The 17,749-nt window shown below is 42.8% G+C and carries 15 protein-coding genes; 5 read left to right on the top strand and 10 right to left on the bottom strand.

Going from position 1 to position 17,749, the window contains the following annotated elements; all coding sequences use genetic code 11:
• The first annotated feature begins 171 nt into the window (after window positions 1–171).
• Window positions 172–1,824 (top strand): BCCT family transporter, encoded by a 1,653-nt coding sequence (locus tag ACQKC9_RS02105; RefSeq protein ID WP_057760694.1) that lies wholly within the window; start codon window positions 172–174, stop codon window positions 1,822–1,824.
• 143 nt (window positions 1,825–1,967) lie between these two features.
• Here ACQKC9_RS02105 and ACQKC9_RS02100 read toward each other — a convergent pair whose 3' ends face one another.
• From ACQKC9_RS02100 to dnaQ, 8 genes are all read right to left on the bottom strand, one after another.
• Window positions 1,968–2,324 (bottom strand): hypothetical protein, encoded by a 357-nt coding sequence (locus ACQKC9_RS02100; RefSeq protein ID WP_427620323.1) that lies wholly within the window; start codon window positions 2,322–2,324, stop codon window positions 1,968–1,970.
• Window positions 2,325–2,557: 233 nt separating this feature from the next.
• Window positions 2,558–2,914, bottom strand: coding sequence for a DUF3144 domain-containing protein (locus ACQKC9_RS02095; protein ID WP_102078350.1), 357 nt, complete (start codon window positions 2,912–2,914; stop codon window positions 2,558–2,560).
• Window positions 2,915–2,990: 76 nt separating this feature from the next.
• Entirely contained in the window at window positions 2,991–4,157 is a 1,167-nt protein-coding gene (gene metK / locus ACQKC9_RS02090; RefSeq protein WP_057760687.1) for a methionine adenosyltransferase, read from the bottom strand.
• Window positions 4,158–4,646: 489 nt separating this feature from the next.
• Window positions 4,647–5,342 carry an endonuclease III gene (gene nth, locus ACQKC9_RS02085; RefSeq protein ID WP_427620322.1) on the bottom strand — a complete coding sequence of 232 codons (696 nt, stop codon included), beginning with the start codon at window positions 5,340–5,342 and terminating at the stop codon, window positions 4,647–4,649.
• A gap of 133 nt (window positions 5,343–5,475) precedes the next feature.
• Complete coding sequence (locus ACQKC9_RS02080; protein ID WP_427620321.1) at window positions 5,476–6,321, bottom strand: RnfABCDGE type electron transport complex subunit B; 846 nt, start codon at window positions 6,319–6,321, stop codon at window positions 5,476–5,478.
• A 257-nt stretch (window positions 6,322–6,578) separates the two neighbouring features.
• Entirely contained in the window at window positions 6,579–7,523 is a 945-nt protein-coding gene (gene nudC, locus ACQKC9_RS02075; protein WP_427620320.1) for an NAD(+) diphosphatase, read from the bottom strand.
• A 259-nt stretch (window positions 7,524–7,782) separates the two neighbouring features.
• Window positions 7,783–9,465: a hypothetical protein gene (locus ACQKC9_RS02070; RefSeq protein ID WP_427620319.1), complete on the bottom strand. Its 1,683-nt coding sequence runs from the start codon at window positions 9,463–9,465 to the stop codon at window positions 7,783–7,785.
• Window positions 9,466–9,612: 147 nt separating this feature from the next.
• Window positions 9,613–11,271, bottom strand: coding sequence for a DNA polymerase III subunit epsilon (gene dnaQ / locus ACQKC9_RS02065; RefSeq protein ID WP_427620318.1), 1,659 nt, complete (start codon window positions 11,269–11,271; stop codon window positions 9,613–9,615).
• 349 nt (window positions 11,272–11,620) lie between these two features.
• Here dnaQ and ACQKC9_RS02060 point away from each other — a divergent pair, with 349 nt between their 5' ends.
• Window positions 11,621–12,166, top strand: a complete 546-nt coding sequence (locus tag ACQKC9_RS02060; protein ID WP_427620317.1) for a hypothetical protein — start codon at window positions 11,621–11,623, stop codon at window positions 12,164–12,166.
• 116 nt (window positions 12,167–12,282) lie between these two features.
• Window positions 12,283–12,588 (top strand): hypothetical protein, encoded by a 306-nt coding sequence (locus ACQKC9_RS02055; protein WP_114700242.1) that lies wholly within the window; start codon window positions 12,283–12,285, stop codon window positions 12,586–12,588.
• 121 nt (window positions 12,589–12,709) lie between these two features.
• On the opposite strand, the gene ACQKC9_RS02050 is transcribed toward ACQKC9_RS02055, so the two are convergent.
• Entirely contained in the window at window positions 12,710–13,189 is a 480-nt protein-coding gene (locus ACQKC9_RS02050) for a YkvA family protein (RefSeq protein WP_427620316.1), read from the bottom strand.
• A gap of 203 nt (window positions 13,190–13,392) precedes the next feature.
• Between ACQKC9_RS02050 and ACQKC9_RS02045 the strand changes: the two genes are divergently transcribed.
• The gene (locus ACQKC9_RS02045) at window positions 13,393–14,670 is read left to right on the top strand and encodes an LD-carboxypeptidase (protein WP_427620315.1); all 1,278 of its coding nucleotides are present in this window, start codon (window positions 13,393–13,395) and stop codon (window positions 14,668–14,670) included.
• Window positions 14,671–14,724: 54 nt separating this feature from the next.
• Here the strand turns inward: ACQKC9_RS02045 and ACQKC9_RS02040 are convergent, their stop codons facing one another.
• Entirely contained in the window at window positions 14,725–15,747 is a 1,023-nt protein-coding gene (locus ACQKC9_RS02040) for a GlxA family transcriptional regulator (protein WP_427620314.1), read from the bottom strand.
• Window positions 15,748–15,928: 181 nt separating this feature from the next.
• On the opposite strand from ACQKC9_RS02040, the gene ACQKC9_RS02035 reads away from it, so the two are divergent.
• Window positions 15,929–17,734: an acyl-CoA dehydrogenase gene (locus tag ACQKC9_RS02035; RefSeq protein WP_427620313.1), complete on the top strand. Its 1,806-nt coding sequence runs from the start codon at window positions 15,929–15,931 to the stop codon at window positions 17,732–17,734.
• Window positions 17,735–17,749 lie beyond the last annotated feature (15 nt).

Here is a 17,749-nt window from a genome sequence, read left to right as displayed (position 1 = left end):
TTTTTTATTGGGTAAAGATACTTAAATTTATTCAGGATAAATTCGTATTGTTGAAAATTATTACCGAAATGTTACTACGATTTTTATACATTCGGCAGTATTTACAAGGTGTTATATTTGATAATTCGTTCATACCTTGGTATGGTTACGCACTTTTTTGGGGATATACCTATGGATCATGTAAAAGTTGGCCGATTAGGCCCTTTTCCGCGGGTAAGTAAACCTGTATTTTTGACTTCAGCAATCTTGATACTGGCGTTCATTATTTTTGGCGCTTTATTTAACGAACAAGCAGAAGTAGTATTTAACCAAGCAAAAGCATTTGTCTCTTTACGCTTTGGCTGGTTCTTTATTGTCGTGGTCAATTTAACATTGGTCATGAGTATTTATATGATATTTAGCCGCTACGGCGATATCAGACTCGGTCATCAGAATGAGAGACCAGAGTACAATATGGTTTCTTGGATTGGTATGCTGTTTTCAGCAGGTATCGGTATTGGGCTGCTTTATTGGGGCACCGCTGAGCCGTTGTATCACTTCATGGCACCACCATTAGGCGAGGCGGAGACAGTTGCCGCTGCCAAGCAAGCGATGAATATCTCGTTCCTACATTATGGTCTACATGTATGGGCGCTATATGGCATGGTTGCGCTATCGCTCGCATATTTTCATTATCGAGTAGGTTTACCACTGGCTATCCGTTCGACACTTTATCCAATATTGGGTAAAAAGATCTACGGCGGTTGGGGGCATACGGTAGATACGCTTGCCGTATTTGGTACGATGTTTGGGGTAGTGACCACGTTAGGTCTTGGCGTCTTACAGATTAACTCAGGCCTTGAGACGTTATTTGGTATACCCAATAATATTACGGTGCAGATTATTTTGATTGGCCTTATCACCATGCTAGCAGGGTTATCTCTGTTTATGGGATTGGATAAAGGCATCAAGCGTCTAAGTGATACCAATATATTGTTCACTGTGATATTGCTAAGTTTTGTGATTATCTTTGGGCCTACGCAGTTTATTTTTAATAGCTTCGTAGAAAACATCGGCAACTATTTGCATCAAATCGTGCCGTTAGGTCTATGGACAGAGTCTTATAGAGGCGAAGAAAATTGGCAAGCCTCTTGGACGATTTTCTATTGGGCATGGTGGATTAGCTGGTCACCATTCGTTGGGGTATTCGTTGCACGTATCTCTCGTGGTCGTACCATCCGTGAGTTTATATTAGGCGTATTATTAATTCCTATCACGATATTGTTTCTGTGGTTTACTGCTTTTGGTGGTTCTGCGGTAAATATGGAGCTGGTGGCAGCAGCAGACCCTAACATAGTTAGCCCAGGTCTGATCGAAGCAGTCAAAGCCGATACAGGTAGCGCTATCTTTAAATTGATGGAGTCTTATCCATTAACAGGTGCGGTCAACTTGCTCATCGTGGTGATGATTGTCCTGTGGTTTGTCACCTCATCAGATTCAGCCAGTTTTGTCATCGATATGCTGACATCAGGTGGTGATACCAATCCACCAAAGATTCAGCGCTTATTTTGGGCTGGTTCTGAAGGTGTTATCGCTGCTGTATTATTGGCAGCAGGCGGCTTAAGTGCATTACAAGCGGCATCAATTGTCTCAGGTTTTCCTTTTGCTATTGTGATCGTCGTGATGATGTATTCTCTATTGCGTGGTCTCAGTCGAGATCGCTTGATACTGTATCGTAATCAGCAATGGTTCACCACAGAAGAGTCAGCAGAGCATAACTCGGCCAATGAGTTCCGTGATGAAGAGTTGCTAAAAGGCCCACCAGCACTTGAGAAAGATGCTTAAGATTTAGAGTTTATTTCTCAGCTACAAAAATACCCAGCTTGTCATAAGCTGGGTATTTTTATGGATGTTCAATATTTTTAATAGAAAGTCTTCCAATACAGCAGCTTTCAGCACAGCAGATCTCGATATAATCGCTTTATAGATTAATTGCATTCGCCTTTTGTATAACCAATGGCTTCAGGAATATTACAGGCTGAGCAAGCATTGCTAGCCGTTCGGTAGATAACAATTGATCCAACTTTCGTTTTTACACAGACGGGTTCATATTGTGCCGTACAGATATTATTGGCAGGGTTAGCGGGTGGGCATTGAGTAAGATTACCTTCAAATTGTTGACTGATATCAGGACTGGATGAGGTAGGTGTTTGACCAGACGTGCCTACATCAGACATAGAGCTACAGCCAGTTAAAGCTAGAACTAATATCAATATAAGTGATGATGGTTTGAACGAAGATTGATTAATTGTGGAAAATCGACGAGTAGATATAGTTTGTTTCATAAGAAATGTCCTTATTAATAATATTCGATAGCGTCCTGTTATCACTGATGAATTTGTCTACTGATTATAAATACTTAGTCGTTTATGGTAGCTCATTTGTCAGTAGCTATCTACTTAAACACCATACAAAAAACCCCAAGCTTAGTTAAGCCTGGGGTTTTATTTTCTGCAATCGAATACTGATTTTACGACAGTATGTCTAAATTAAAGACATCTAGACTGACAACATTCGCTTATTCAGCTGGTTTATCGTCTTGGTTTAGCTGCACGTATTTGTCAAAGTTTTGAGCATAATCAGTCAAATTGTCGCTCAGCATTTGGCGATACTGTTTGACATAAAACTCGACGATATCGTCTTTTTCTTTGGCGAAATCATCACCTTTGACAAAACCGATAGAGGCAACTGACGCGCTATAGCGTGCTGCAGCATACAATAAAGAAGCACCTACTTGACCTGAATGTGCTTCAGGGCCTAGCTGACTGTTGGCAATACCGATGATAGCGTCAGCACGTTGATAGAATGCCTGCATTTCAGGGGTAATTTCGATGTTAGCATCAGCGTTTTGGTCTTGAATATTGTCTTGAGACATAAGCAACTCCTAATAATAAGTGTCAGTAGTTTTTAGTATATAAAAATGGTTGGTAAACGTTTTAAAATAGTGACTCTTATAAACCAGCGTCTGCTTTTAAGATATCAGCTTTGTCTGTTTTTTCCCACGTAAAGGCAGTCTCTGAACCTGGACGACCAAAGTGTCCAAAGGTAGCAGTCTGCTGATACATTGGTTGTAGTAAATTCAACATACGGGTAATGCCGTAAGGACGTAGGTCAAAGTGAGTACGAATCAAGCGAATGATCTCATCGTTACTGATTTTGCTAGTACCAAAGGTATTGACAGAAATAGAAGTAGGTTCAGCGACACCAATCGCATAGCTGACCTGTACTTCACAGCGCTCAGCAAGACCTGCTGCTACGATGTTTTTGGCCACATAACGTACCGCGTAAGCAGCACTGCGATCCACTTTTGAAGGATCTTTACCACTGAACGCACCGCCACCATGACGTGCCATGCCGCCGTAAGTATCAACAATAATTTTACGACCAGTTAAACCAGCATCACCGACAGGACCACCAATCACGAACTTACCAGTTGGGTTGATATGATAGCGTGTGCCAGCGTGCAATAAGTCAGCTGGTAGCACTTGCTTGATGATAGATTCCATCACGGCTTCTTGTAGGTCTGACTGCGAGATGCTTGGATCATGCTGTGTTGATAATACAACAGCATCGATGGCAACAGGACGATTGCCGTCATACTTCAAGGTCACCTGCGCTTTGGCATCTGGACGCAACCATGGCAGCTCGCCTGCACGGCGCAGCTCCGACTGACGCTCCATCAAACGATGGGCATACTCGATAGGTGCTGGCATCAATACTTCGGTTTCATTACTGGCATAACCAAACATTAAGCCTTGGTCGCCTGCACCTTGCTCTTCAGGGTCGCTACGATCGACACCTTGCGCGATTTCAGGAGATTGTTTGCCTAACATGTTGATGACTGCACAAGTCTCGCCATCAAAGCCTAGGTCTGAATGGTGATAGCCGATGCCATTTACGGTGTCACGGACCAGACGCTCTAAATCGATATTTGCGGTTGTAGTAATTTCACCTGCAAGTATGACTGCGCCTGTTTTTACTAAGGTTTCGCATGCCACACGTGCGTGTAGATCTTCACGTAAGATAGCGTCAAGGATAGCGTCTGATATTTGGTCAGCCATTTTGTCAGGATGGCCTTCGCTCACAGATTCTGAGGTAAATAAGTTGTATTCACGCATAATGGGATCGCTTAATTGAATCAATAAGGGTAGGAAAAGCAGTACATCTGGGTGCTGCTCTAATTAATTTTGACCACGCATTTACGCGGCAGATAATCGGTATTTCTCAATTTAAAATCGGTTTTGACTAAAATCTTTGCTGATAAATATGACCAAAGGGTGAGCGGACTATCATTCAATCAATATATAAAATGATACTGCCTCGCTCTAATATGGTCTTGGCGGTAACGAGTTGGGTCAGTACTTGCCCTAATAGACAACGCTAATGTGCAGATTGCCTTATCAGAAGCAGGGTAATGGCCAAAATCTCTTAACGCAAAATAGGGTTATTCTACCTTGAAACGTTATAAAACTCTAGTGAGCAACACTTGCTCTACTATAAGAAATGCTCATCAAGCAGTTCACTGCAATCAAAGGTGGTTACTGGATAGCGGTTTATCTGGCTGAGTGATTAGCTAGCAGCAGCATCTGCTTAAAATAAACAATACGTTACAACTCTAAAAATGCAGCTTTATCTTTGAACATACATTCTTCATAAACAGGGCAAGCGCCACATTTGGGTGTACGTGCCTGGCAAGTATAGCGGCCGTGTAAGATAAGATAATGATGAGCGTCTACGATGAAGTCTTCTGGGATGCGCTCGACCAGCTTTTTTTCGACGATGAGTACGGTTTTGCCAGTGGCAAGCCCAGTACGATTGCCCACACGAAAGATATGCGTGTCAACGGCCATGGTAGGCTGGCCAAAAGCAGTATTTAATACAACGTTGGCAGTTTTACGGCCGACACCTGCCAGTGATTCTAAGTCTTTGCGATTATCAGGAACGGTGCTATCAAATTTCTCAATCAAATCATGGCAGGTTTTGATGACGTTTTTTGCTTTGGCATTATATAAACCAATGTTTTTGATATAGGATTTTAGACCGTCTTCGCCTAGTGCCAGTATTGCTTCAGGCGTGTTAGCTATTGGGTACAATTGCTTGGTAGCAATATTGACACTGACATCAGTCGCTTGTGCGGACAAAATTACCGCGATAAGTAACTCAAAATTACTGTCATAATTGAGTTCGGTGACAGGTTCATCAATAGTCGCTGCCAGCTTTTCAAAGAACGGACGCACGTCACGATTGGGCATTCGTCTAGAGGGCGGCGTGTCAGCTGTTTTATGTTTGACCGTTTTACTCATGGGATTTTGACTATTATTTTGATGAATGGTGGTGCCAAATTATATGCTAGCGCTAGCATTCATGTTAATGATTAAAGTATCAATTTATTAACGCATTTTATTAACGCATTAACGGCGCAAGCTGCTATTACTGTTATAGCGCTACTTGTAATGATTCAAGCTCGGCTTGTAAGGATTCGAGCTCTGCTTGTTTCTTGTCGTTTGCACGAACACTCAGTTGCTTTTCCAGTTTTTTGATTTTGGTACGGAGCTTGGCAGCTGCAATGGTGTTTTTCGCTTGCGATTCACTGATGTTTAGAGACTGGCTTGCTGCATTATTGAGCTTAGCCTCTACCATACTAACGACAGGTCTACTATTGCTCGTATCGGCAAGCTGTTCTGTGACACGTTTCAAATGGGTATGGTAGCGTTGTCTCAAATCCTCTTGCTCTGCTATTCGCTCAGGCTCAGATATTTCTCGCTCAATCGCAACTAAGTCAATGCAATCAACAGGGCAGGGCGCGATACAGAGCTCGCAGCCCGTGCACAAATCTGTAAAAATCGTATGCATATGCTTGCCAGTACCAACGATAGCATCGACTGGACAAGCAGGAATGCATTTGGTGCAGCCGATACAGTCATCTTCACGGATAACCGCACGAACCTCGGTCGGACGTTCAGAGGTGGCATCTATTGGCCACTGTGAAGGCACTGCCGTCAGCGTAGTGTCAGGAGTATCTATATCGAGAGTCTGAGCAATCGCATTGGTGACAGGCTGACCACCAGGCACACATTTGTTATACGGCTCGCCATCTAATACAATCGCAGCGGCATATGGTAGGCAACCATCTGGATGCTCACATAGTCCGCATTGCGTCTGTGGCAAACAAGCATCCACACGTGCAATTTTTGCTTGTATGTCAGCGGGCAAGGTATCAATGTGTAATGCATCGAATAAGATAGGTAGATTAACTAAGCGTATATTGGTGCTACTTTGCATTTAATTAAGGACCTTAATACCAGTCGTAAGAATAGGTATTAGTATAAATAGAGATAAAAGGTGGAGAAAGCGGTCTTTGTAAAACAGTGTCTATAAGAGCATCTGCTCTGTCAGCGTTTTACTGCTCAGGTTAACGTGTTACTTATTAAAAAATAAAGTTTAAAGTAAAACGCTTATCACAGGAGCAGCGATTTTAAAGAGATGAGATTGAAAATACAACACTATAGCGTAATGTGGTGTTTATAGATAAGTACTGATTATAAATCTATATTTTGTTCTTTAGCCACTTTATCAATCAAATCACGAGCGATACTACCCTTTGGTGGAATTCTGGGCAGGTTTGAGAGATCAAAGAAATTAGCATGTGCTAGCTCATCTTCTTGCAAGATAATATCGCCACTGGCATACGATGCACGAAAACCAAGCATCAAATTAGAGGGGAATGGCCATGGCTGACTACTGACATAGCGGATATCTGATACGCTGATATTGACCTCTTCTGCGACTTCACGTACTACGGCATGCTCCAGACTCTCTCCAACTTCTACAAACCCTGCGATCAAACCATACATTGGCGGTAGGTTTTGCTGTCCATGACGATGATGGTGAGCCAGTAAAATTTGCATCTCACCCGTCGCTGGATTTGGACGAGTAATAGCAGTAATGACGCATGGTTGTACGCGGGGATACTGGCGCAACCGACATACTGGACAAACCATGGCACGTTCGCCTTGGTCAGCATTTACAGTAGGGCTAGCACAGCGACTACAAAACTGTGTATCTGCTTGCCAGCTTAATAGCTGTATCGCTTGGCTAATCTGATCTGACAAGGCGACTGGCAAATGAGTCATCAGTTTTCGATAAGGAACAAAAGTGTTGCCACTGCTTTCAGCAATAATTGGTAGCGTTACGTTATGAGCAACTGCATAGTCATAAGTCATGGCGCTCGTAGCTTGAGCAGTAAAGCTATGAGCCATATTGGCATCAACCGTATTATCTGCATGGTTGCCAGTGCTATTGTTATCGTCTGATATCCAATGATTTGGTGCTAGGCTCTCATGCAGCGTTACATGACCAACTTGATAAGCTTGCTCATTTGAGTCATTACTATCGGGCGATAGCTGAACTTGCAAAGGCCACCAACCATCTGGCATTTGACGGCATAAGATACTGTCATCACTTAATACAAAAGCATGGGCCATATAAAATTCCAAACATTATAAAGTAAGTCCGCATCGACGTAGACACAGACTGTTTTAGAGTAAAATATCATCAATTCTATGTAAACCAGATATCCAGATATGTTGTCAGGCTGGTTCAGCCTAATGACTAGGCTAGTTTAACCTAATGACTGTAGCGCTTTCACATGCCTGACTTGTACCTACATTATCTTGAATTATCTATACGTAAATGAGATGTCATGGCTAAGAGATGATGACCATGACATGATAATAAGAAAAGTTAAGCAGCCAGTAGATGGCTTAAGCTCTGTTGACCAACATCAAGCGCTTGCTTGCTGACAGGACGATTATTCTCAAAACCATCTAAGTGATGATCAACCGCCATGATAACATCAGCGATGCAGGCTAACGTACTGTCTTCGATACGTCGTCCGCCTTCGATACGCTTTTCAATGTAGTTGGCTAGCTGACTCAGCATGCTGGCAGGTGTGGCCAACTGTAAGAAACGTACCGCGCCTGCTACTTGACGCATCATCCCAGGTATATTTTGGATGTTAAGCATGTCGCGCTCAGGCTCCGCCAAATAATCATTGATGGCTTGCTCAGCACTAGCAATCGCAGTTCGGCTTTCTTGTATCAAGGTATCATTGGCCGTATTAAGCTGATGCAATGAGATATGCGGGTTATTCAGTGGTAGATAGATTGCCCCTGGTGTATGCATCTCTGCCATAGCAATGGTGGCGTTCTCTGCATGCATTAGCGCTAGTAGCAAATGATCGAAATCTTCAGGAGAAGGTGCTTGCCAATGGCTCACAGCTTCTGCTGCTTCGCTAAGACTATTGGCCGCGTTGGACAGACCTAATAAACGCAATGCCGAACTCAGTTCAGTCAGCTCTTTAATAATCTGCGCTGTCTGCATGTCAACAGGGTTGATTGAATCGCCACGTGCATAGCTATCGACGTGTTCTTTAATGTTATTGATCTGATTTTGAATAATTGTGTTTAACGTATCAGTAAGTTCGCGGTTAGGACCGAATAAAAAGCGCTTCATTTGTTCTAACTGAGCACCTTCTAAATGATTGCTTGCATACTGTTCACGTAATTGCTGCGCTTGCTCGTTATCACGTTGACAGGCAAAGCTCACTAAATCTGCAAAACGGGTATCCATTACTGGCAAATAGCTTTGAAATTGCTGCTCTAAATAAATAAGTGTGTGTTTTTGACTCAGATTTAATGGTAATACTGCTGCGATATCAGTCACGGCAGCAGTCGCCGCTTGCCAAAATAAGCTATCAGTATTTGAGGCAATTAATGCACAAGCTGCACTCATAGCATCAAGCTTTTGCTGATCTGCTGAGTCAATTTTGCCATCTTGATTGAGTAGTGCAACCGCAAGGCCACTACGATAAGCGTTGGTCAGCAGCTCTGTGTCTAGATTGAGTGTGCTTAGAGATTCAAAGTTTTGTTCAGGATTAGCGATGATGACACTACTGCTACCAAAAGCTGCAAAATAGTCTGCTGTAATAGGAGCTTCTTGACTATGTGCATTAAGCTTGTTGATGACAGGTATGAGTAGAGTAGGCTCTACCGATTCAGTCAATAGGACAAACTCAACATAACGATCCAAGGTCATGATGGCTTCTGATAGATCCATGATCAAATCAGTATCGTTATTATCACCATTGTCATAAAGTCTCTGTAAACCACCAACAATGGCATCATTCAGAGCCTCTGCACCGACCAAAGAAATGAGTTTGAAAATACAAGACAGCTGCTTTAATACTTCGATAGAGTCTGACAACAAAGGTGCCTGACTACTATCATCATTGAACTCACCTAGATGAATTTCAGTATCTTTAAGCGTTGCTATAACCTCATCATGCAGTAAATGGAGTGATGGTAGGTTAAAATCAGTAACACTAAGCGTTGGGGCGGTTAGCTTCATTTGCGCAGACTGGTCCATAAGTATTTTTCCATAATGTACTGATGAGAATAGCAATATGATAAATTTGATTTAGAAAGTATTAGCTAGTGATGTTTTAACGCTTTCTATCATAATAATCAAGACTAAATTATACAAATGTCGGTTCAATAAAAATTCGAACGACAATTACATGCTAGCTTTTAAGGCAGGATAATCTTCTGCCAAAGCGGTATACCAGCTTTGGTCAGCAGTTTCATCCGCCGTTGATGCCAGTAGTAAAGTCGCTAAATTAGCGAAACTTGCATGAGCAGTTTGTCCGCCATCGGTATCTGTATCCTCTTCGATGGCAAGCGTGACCTGTCCACCAGTCATCGCCAAATAAACTTCGGCTAGAATCTCTGAGTCAAGTAATGCTCCGTGAAAAGTACGGTCTTGCTTACCAACATCTAGGCGACGCACGAGGGCATCTAGCGTGTTTTTTTGCCCAGGGTATTGCTGCTTGGCCATCGCCAGTGAATCGGTTACTTGTACTCGATTAGCAAAGTCATTCAGACCAACTTTTGCAAACTCCATATTTAGGAAGTTCATATCAAAAGTAGCGTTATGAGCGATAATTTCAGCGCCGTCCATAAAGTCATACAAAGACTGAGCCACTTGATCAAAGGTCGGTTTGTCAGTCAAAAATGCTTCAGAGATACCATGAATACGAATGACTTCGTCATCCATGCCACGCTGTGGATTGATATAAACGTGCAGCTTTTCACCAGTAAACTTACGTCCGACCAGCTCCACAATACCGACCTCGATAATACGATCGCCTTTTAGAGCATCAAGCCCTGTGGTTTCTGTATCCATGATAAGCTGGCGATCTGCTTCATGACGATGTATCGGCTTTGGTAGTAGCGGCTTAAAATGTGGGTTGGCACGGCTAGTATCCCCATCGAACTTAGGGGCGTCAGATTCTACACTTGGCAACATATTATTGTCGACGGTATCATCTAGGTGCGTTTGAATATCTGGCATAGCTTTGGTACTCGTCGGGTTGTATGTATTATCTTGATGGTTGCTAGATTCTACAGCAATGTTTTCATTCATCTTAAGGGTGTTAGCTGTACTCTGACTATCTTCCTTTAGCGGCTCAGGTTCTAATGGCTCTTCATCAAACTCATCGTCCATCATATCTAGACCCAATGGATCGAAACTTAGCCAGTCAGCGCTAGACGATTTTTGCAAGGTATCAGTGTTAGCGTCAGTATTAGTATCAATGTTAGTATCAATATCAGTCGCTATGTGGTCTTTTTTTTTAGCCGTATCTGCTTTACTGACTATAGCTGAATGGCCGCTGTTTGAGGTGACACCTAAGTTTGCCAGCTCATCTGCTTTTTCGTTACCAGCATGTCCAGCGTGACCCTTGACCCAATGCCAGCTAACATCACGCTGTTGGCAGAGCTTATCCAATTGTTGCCATAGGTCTTGATTGGCGACGGGCTTTTTACTGGCAGTTTTCCAGCCCTTTTTCTTCCAACCTTCAATCCATTCAGTTATGCCTTTTTTGACATAACTGGAGTCAGTCCAAATCTCAAGAGTATGCTCATGCGGGCTATGCGTCAGGGCTTGTATCGCACCCATTAGTTCCATACGGTTATTGGTGGTTTCTTTGTCGCCGCCGTATAAATCTTGTGTGCTGCCATCACTAAATATAAGATGTGCGCCCCAGCCGCCAGCGCCAGGATTGCCTTTGCAAGCACCATCAGTATAGGCCACAGTGGTGTTTGTTTTAGCAGCCAATGGATCAATCGCGTTGTCTTTATGAGTGTTTGGCATTGAATTACGGTTGTCTGACATAAAAGAGTATGGACCTGATAAGTGGTAAGCATAGGGTAGTACTAGAGCATCTCGTTTACGTTATTCGAACGATGATGATGACGTTGTGAGTATAGCAAATCTATCATAAATATGGGCAGTCGTGACGCACAAAGTCAGAAAACCGTTACGGTAACTTATAACATAATAGTAACGTCTTGGTTTTCTGTTAAAATAGTGAAGCTCGCTGAAAGGCTCTAGTTTTTAGTAAAAGAATCGTTTTTGCTACAAAAATGCCCAAGCGCATTTTTTATATCTGCTATTTGATGGTTTTTTGACAATAGTACACTTAATAAAAGTTTTTAATGCATGATTGCAGGATAACCCCATTATGTCCTTACGCTCGAATTTATTTAATAAGAGACTGACGTATTTGATGCTCAGTGTGACTGCCAGCAGCGCGATTTTTCTGAGCGCTTGTGATGATACTAGCCCTCAAGCAGATACCGAAGTTGCAGCAGATCTGTCTGTCTTTGAGGGTTGTTATACGGTGAGTCAAGATGAACCTGCACAGATAAAGGTCAGCCAGCAAGATGACACTTGGGTAATGCAGATGAAAGAGCCCGTCACTGCTAAGCGCGTTTGGGATACTCCAGAGCCGTTAGAAGTGATCGAGAATAGCGACATACCGCAGTTTTTCTCTATCGATCCAGATAATGTCGATGCGGTTATTGGTCGTCCTGATCGAGTGCTTGTACTGGCTCATGTCAAACCAGCCTATGCAAATATTGATCCGCTCTTAGATAGTGAGTACTTGTCGTATATCTACCGAGGTGCCAACACGATCTATCGCGTGGAATGTGATGAAGTGAATACTGATATTTTAGCCAATCCACATGCCAATCTTGTTATCGATAATGTTGATGATAGTATTTAAATAAGCGTTGACTATAGTACTTGGATAAGTATCGACTATAAATACCATTGTTTGTCGATGATATTTGCATAGGTAGTATTTTGTTATAAACAGTCATACCATTAGAGTTAAGCGATATGAATTTTTTCAGTTACGTGGTGTTAGGCGGATTCTCTTATGCAGCTGGTTGGGCGGTAAGGACGTATGTACTAGACAAACAACCGACGCCTGAACAGCCTTATAATTTAAAACATCCTGCGATTTTGGCATATTTGGGTGCATTCTTTATTATCATGTTAATCGTCTCGTGGCTGCTTGGTCGCTATGCACTTGGTCATGCTGCCATTGATTTGCCTTTCATTATTATCAATAGTCTCGTTGCGACCTTCGTCTACTCGTTTGGTCTTAATCCAGAAAAAGCTAATTATGAAGTGCCTGATTAAAATATAGTATTAAATAAACTATAAATAACAAAAGCCACGACCGAAATATTAATTCGCGGTCGTGGCTTTTTTAATACTGTGATTATGAACCACTTTTTTTAATCGCTGAAAGTATTAATATTTATGAGGCTTTCTTCAGATTCGTACCAGCCTCGTCGCTGTCTTTCTCATCACTACTAGTTTTATCGTTATCAGTCTTATCCGTGTCGCTCTTAGCTTCTAACTTATCCTTAGTAGCTGATTGTTCTTGCTTCCATTCTTTATATTTTTGCAGATCTTTTCTGGCCTGCTTTAGACAGAACTTAAGTACTAGCGCATCATCGATATGGCCGATAAACGGAATAGAATCAGGAATGAGGTCAATTGGATTTAGTACATAGAGTGCACCAATAACACCAGCTGAAATAGTCTTAAAAGGAATCTTACGGTAGTCACCTTTGTAATAGTCTTTGACAAGACTCATAAATAGCATTAAGTCATCACTAAACGGCTCAAGATAGCCGCTATCCTCTAATTTTTCTTTCAGCTTATCTTCTTTGCCCAGCAAGTATTCTAAATTAGAGTCAAGTGACTTGTTTTTATCCGTTTTTTTATTAAACATAATTATTACCTTTTGTTTTTTGCGATGAATTTGTATTTACAGTAACAAATCTGATCGACCTATATTGTGTGTCTCAGTAGCGAAAAAGTAAATATCGGTAAAGATTAGGCAACCATCAGTGTCAGAAAAGCGTCTACAATATGCTGCCACAAGGTCTAAAAACACAAGTCATAAAAATAAAAGCGATAAGGTAGCAGTAAGATATGAGGATTAAGCGTCAGGCATGGACAGATAATAAAAATAGTCGTGCAACTGAAACAACATCTGGGCTAAACCGTCGGCAGTTTCTACGTCGAATCGGGGTGAGTGCAGGCACAGCAGTACTAGCGAGCCAAGGTATGTCTCAAGCGCTTGCAGCCAGCCCTATCGAGTCTGGTCATAGTACGCAGCTGACCAAGGATGAACTGCCAACTTCGTTGTTGGATGATAGCTCATTAGCACAAACGTCACAGGAATCACTGACACAGGCAGGTTGTATCACGGCTACGATTGAGACACGACTTTTTGCTAGCTCTAACGTTGGTGGTAGTGATGAGCGTAATCAGTTGGCATTAGATCGTGTGGCTTGTGCTGGGTTTAAAGTAGAAAATCCTGCTATTACCAATCGTCAGTATTTACGCTTTGCGGGAACGGACTCACAGCGTGCTAGCGATTTTCAAAACCTTGCTACTGGGGCAATAGCCGCGCCAAAGCTGCTGCTAGGTGTGCGCGGTGGTTACGGTGCCATGCGCATATTGCCTATGGTGGATTGGGCGATGCTAGGACGGATTATGAAAGAGCGCGGCACGATACTCGCAGGCTTTAGCGATGTGACAGCTATCCAATGTGCGCTATTGGCAAAAGGGTCAATGAGCTCGCTTGCCGCGCCAATGCTCTATAGCGAGTTTGGTAAAACTGTGCCTGATAAGATCAGCTGTCAGCAGTTTGTTGAAGCACTAACCAACCCCAATCTAACTATCAGCATACAAGACGCTACCTTAACCAGTCAGCAGCTACCTACCATACTGACAAAAGGTGAGCCAAAACCATTAACTGGTACGATTTGGGGAGGTAACCTAAGTGTCGTGTCAGCGCTAGCAGGTAGTGAGTATTTACCGCGTATCGATGGTGGTATTGTGTTTTTAGAAGATGTCGGTGAGCAGGCGTATCGTATTGAGCGCATGTTATATGACTTATATCTCGCAGGCATATTTAAAGGTCAGCAAGCGATTGTATTTGGGGCATTGTCTGGTACGGGCGAGGACAGCTATGACAAACGTTATGATGTCGCCACAGTCATTCGCCAATTGCATGAATTGACAGGATTGCCGATATATAGTGGTATGCCTTTTGGTCATATCGGCAAAAAATACAGTTTTCCGCTGGGGGCAACCTGTCAAATTAGCGCCGATACCGTTGGCGGCTATCAGTTGGCATTTACCGATTATCCAACCATCAAGGCTGATGCTATCCAAGTAGAAGGGTTGTGGCAGACTGCTTAATTGCTAAGCAATAGTTTTTAAATACTAATCTCTAACTATTATTCGCTGCCATGACTAAATAGCCAACCGCGAAAACTTATCTTGATACTCTTTAGGCGTCAGCTCTGTCGCGCGTTTAAATAGACGCGTGAATGAAGAGATATCATCATAACCTACTTGATCGGCAAGCGACTTTATCGATACATCGCCCAACTCAAGTAAGCGTTTGGCTTGTTCAATTCTAACGGCCTGAATATACTCAATCGGTCGCATCGCCACGCAGGACTGGAAGCGCCTGTTTAAAGTGCGCGGGGTAATATTTATCATAGCGGCTAAACTACTGACCTGCAAAGAATGCTGAAAGTTCTCTTCGATATATTCTTGGACTTGTTTAATCAAATGGTCGGAATGCGGCTTGTGTAAGGTCACATTGGTATAGCTATTTTGACTGCCTCTTTTGCTATCAATAATTTGGGTTTTTGCCACTTGTGTAGAGATTTCACGTCCGCAGTAGCGCTCTATTAATAATAGCCCCAAATCATAAAAGGCGCTGCCGCCAGCTGCACAAAATATATTGCCTGACTGGTTTGTTGAGTCGCTTCTTGAATGGGTAACAAATTGATTCTCTTGTAAGTCCACCAATGGAAAATCTACCTTAAACTTATTGGCATAGCCCCAGTGTGTGGTGGCTATCTTATGATCCAATAATCCTGCCTTTGCCAAAAAAAATGCACCGCTACAGTTGCTTGCTATATCGGCCTTGGTATTCGCAAGCCGTACTAAATGTGGCAGCAGCTCACTATTTTGCTTCAATACCTTATCAATAGAATCGCCAATGGTTGGCACAAGCAATAAATCGCACTCTGTCACGTCTCGGATATCACAGTGGGCTTGCATGATTAACCGATTGCTGCACCTAATATCACCGCCACCTAAGCTTGCGATCTGCACATTAAATCGTGGCTCTACAGACTCATTCGAAAAGCGTTGCCAGCTAACCCCTGTGAATGAAAATAAGTCCAATGCGCCAGAGAGCACACTGCCAAGTACACCATCGAAGCCAAGAATAATCATTTTAAAAGGTTTGAAATAGGGCATAAGTCACTCGTTTCCTTTGCTGTACTTACCAAAATAGCCATTATTTGGTTGATTTTAACCAGTTAGACACTCTGTTTATGTCTTATTTGACCATAATTATGTCATAAATGACAATACGGACAGGTATCAAATTAGACTAATATCAATTGATAACTACATTTAATCAGTTAACGAGAATACTATGGCTGCAGATACCCTCCTAAACGATTTCGAATTACCTTTCCAATTGTATGATGTACTAGGCACAGAATCACTCACCGAGCACGCAAAGTTCTCAGAACATAGCCGTGAGACATTTGACGCTGTGTTAGAGACTGCAAATAAGATTGCGACAGATTTATTTTTGCCACACAACCATATCGCAGATAAGAACGAGCCACAGTTCGATGGTAAAAAAGTCAGCATGATAAACGATGTGAAAGTTGCTTTTGATGCGTTCCGAGAGTCTGGCTTTATCGCAGGTCGTTATAGTTTTGAAGACGGCGGCATGCAGTTACCTGAGACGGTTATGACTGCTGTGGCAGGCTACTTTATGGCAGCCAATCCATCAACGACTGCCTATCCATTTTTGACCACTGCGGCAATCAACGTCATCTCGCATTTTGCTAGTGACGAGATTAAAGCAGCCTTTATGCCGCGCATGCTGACAGGTGAATTTACTGGCACCATGGCACTGACCGAACCGCACGCAGGTTCGTCGCTTGCCGATATCAAAACCATCGCTGTAAAACAGGATGATGGCTCGTACCGCGTTAAAGGCAGCAAGATTTATATCTCAGCAGGTGATCATGAGCTGTCTGACAATATTGTACATTTGGTATTGGCCAAAGTACCAGGTGGTCCAGGCGGTGTTAAAGGTATCTCTTTATTTGCCGTGCCTAAGTATCGCTTGAACGCTGACTTGTCTGTTGGCGAGCGTAACGATGTACATTTGACTGGACTGATTCATAAGCTTGGTTATAGAGGTGCGACTTCTACGGCATTGAGCTTCGGCGATGAAGGCGATTGTCATGGTTATTTGATCGGCGAAGAGCATTTTGGCTTGCGTTATATGTTCAAGATGATGAATGAGGCACGTATCGCTGTCGGTTTTGGTGCTTCTATGATTGGTTATCGCGGCTATCAGTATTCGCTAGATTATGCCAAAGACCGTACACAAGGTCGCATTGCGCCAAACAATAAGCCTGAAGATGATGCAACGGCCATTATTCAGCATGGTGACGTAAAGCGCATGCTATTGGCACAAAAAGCCTACTCTGAAGGTGGCATCTCATTATGTCTATATGGCTCAAACCTAATTGACCGTATCAATACCTGTGAAGACGAAACGCTAAAAAATGAGCTAACCGAACTATTAGATTTGCTAACCCCAGTGCTAAAAGCATGGCCATCTGAATATGGCCCAAAAGCCAATGACTTAGGTATTCAAGTATTGGGCGGCGCAGGCTATACGCGTGAATATCAAGCTGAGCAGTTTTGGCGTGATAATCGTCTAAATCCTATCCATGAAGGCACAAACGGTGTGCAGGCGCTAGATTTGTCATTCCGCAAGTTATGGCAAAAAGGCGGGTTAGGCATTCAAATCCTAAAACGTGAGATTACACAAGATTTAGAAAGCATCACTACCCCTGAGAGTGCGCAACTTGCAGGCAAGCTGATGCCTTATATGGGTCAGTTGCATGAAGTGCTCGTGCATTTGGGCAAAGTGTTGCAGACAGAAGAAGCACTAACCCTTACTGGCAACGCGCAAGCACTGATGAATATTTTTGCCTCAATTGTACTGAGCTGGATTTGGATTCGCCAAGCCAGTAAAGCCGAGCAGCTACTAAGTACGACGCAAGATGTCGAGCAGCAAAACTTTTACAAAGGCAAGATACAAGCAGCCAAATACTTCATCGATTGGGAACTACCATTAGTTAAACGCGACATCGAATTATTAACCAACACCAACTCGGTTTGCACTGATATGCAAGCGGACTGGTTCTAAGGACAACTCTAAGGA

The sequence above is a fragment of the Psychrobacter sp. NPDC078409 genome (genome assembly GCF_050268505.1).
GTDB lineage: Bacteria > Pseudomonadota > Gammaproteobacteria > Pseudomonadales > Moraxellaceae > Psychrobacter.
The sequence above is the reverse complement of the archived record's forward strand: the minus strand, read 5'-3'. Positions and strand labels throughout refer to the sequence as shown.